This window comes from Pirellulales bacterium (assembly GCA_035939775.1).
Taxonomy (GTDB): Bacteria; Planctomycetota; Planctomycetia; order Pirellulales; family DATAWG01; genus DASZFO01.
In genome coordinates this window covers 1-1,668 of record DASZFO010000049.1, presented here as the reverse complement: position 1 = coordinate 1,668, position 1,668 = coordinate 1, and the positions used below count along the sequence as shown (strand labels likewise).

2 protein-coding genes are annotated in these 1,668 nt (G+C 61.8%); one reads left to right on the top strand and one right to left on the bottom strand.

Features of this window, described 5'->3' with window-relative positions:
• On the top strand, positions 1-351 hold a 351-nt coding region (locus VGY55_02195), incomplete at its 5' end, for a hypothetical protein (protein ID HEV2968769.1).
• Positions 352-357: 6 nt separating this feature from the next.
• On the opposite strand, the gene VGY55_02190 is transcribed toward VGY55_02195, so the two are convergent.
• A partial coding sequence (locus VGY55_02190) for a hypothetical protein (GenBank protein HEV2968768.1) occupies positions 358-1,668 on the bottom strand: 1,311 nt, incomplete at its 5' end.

The following is a 1,668-nucleotide window of genomic DNA, read 5'->3' as shown; positions in this document are numbered from 1 at the left end:
ATTCGGGCCGCGCTTGCCGCCGCACGCGAGGTCGCCGACGGACTCAGCGCCCGCCTGGTGATCGCGATGGGCGATATGCTCGAGTTGGGCGATCAGTCGGCCGCCGCGCATCAGCAAGCGATTCGCGACGTGATGAGTGCGAAACCCGCCGCATTCATCGCCGTCGGCTCCGAGATGAACTCCGCGCGCTCGATTGTCTCTCGCGACGTGAACACGACTGATATGCTCACTGCCCCTGACAGCATTGCCGCCGCGGGAATAGTCGCCGGGCAGGTGCGGCCCGGCGATGTGTTGTTGGTCAAAGGTTCGCGCGGAATTGCGATGGAACGAATTATCGAGGGCCTCGGCTGACGCCAATCAACGGTCGCCGATGCTCCGGCTGATCTCGAGCCAGTTCGTGCCGTCCCATTTGAGTCTCAGTATGTCCACCGAGCCTGTCGCAATAGTCGAGGTTGGCGCCGCGCCCCCGACCCATTTGATCGCGCCGTTCGAGGTCGCAAATACAGGGCCCACCGCAATCGCCCCGGTGATGTATGACTCAATCGTCACGACCTGATCAGCTACCAGCCCGTTCGTCAACAGCGTGTACGTGAGTCCGGTCGTTGCGGTCGAAATTTTTTGGCACGAGTTGCCTGCGAACATCAGCGTCGTGTTGGCCGAAACCGTTCCGACGTTCGAACACGCTTCGATACTCGGCGCATGGTTCAAGTAGCCAACCTGCACGGGGCCGCCGGTGTTCGCCAGCACATCGGCGAACTCCGTGAAGAGCAGGCGGTCCGGCGCGTTGCTGCCGGTGCCGTCCCGAAATGGAGCCGCGTCGCCGAAGCTGTTCTGCATCGAAAGAATTGGCGTCGGAATTCCGGAACTTCCACCATTGCCACTGCTGATACCGCAAATAGTAGTCCCGCCACCGCAAACCCAGGAGCTCTTGATCGCAGTCGGCCGGCTCAACTGCATCAGGAATCCGTTCGGTCCGGGCGCGTCGGCAATTCGTGACGCGTCGACAATAAAGTTGGAACCGTTGGCTCCCGTATCGTAGATAAAATATTGCGCGCTCTCGCTGGTCACGCCCGAAAACATCATGTTGCCGTCCGCGCCGCCGCCGAAGCGATCGTTGGCCCACGCCTCGATCTTGTTCTGCTCGAAGTCGGTGCCGTAAATCTCGAGCTGTCCGACGAATGCCGACATGATCGCCACGTCGTGACCAGCGATAAGGCCGCCGCGGATTTCCTCGTTGTACGTCTGCCCTCCGCCGCCGAAAAAGTAGCCCCACATGCCGCCCGTGCCGTTGGAGGGATTCGAGATCTGCACGTCGCGAAAATTTAAATCCTGGACGTTACCGGTGGATCGATTGGCAACGCGGATCCCGATTCCCGCCCGCCCCAGCGCCAGCCGCTCGAACGTATCATGCTGCGTCGCGAGGCCGTCGCCACCGCCGCCGGTCGTGTAGTTGTCCACGTCTATTATCACGCCAGCGGTGTTCCCGTTGATTCCCGAGACGGACAGGCCTGCGACTCGCGAGTCCGCCGCCTTGTTCATATTGATCACGGTGCCGCCCGTCACGCCGTGCCATTCGAGTTCGACCGGATGTCCGCCGTCGCCATTCTGCGCGACCGTCAACGAGAGAGTGACGCCCCAGCAGCCGTAGAGATTGAGCGACTGGCCGAG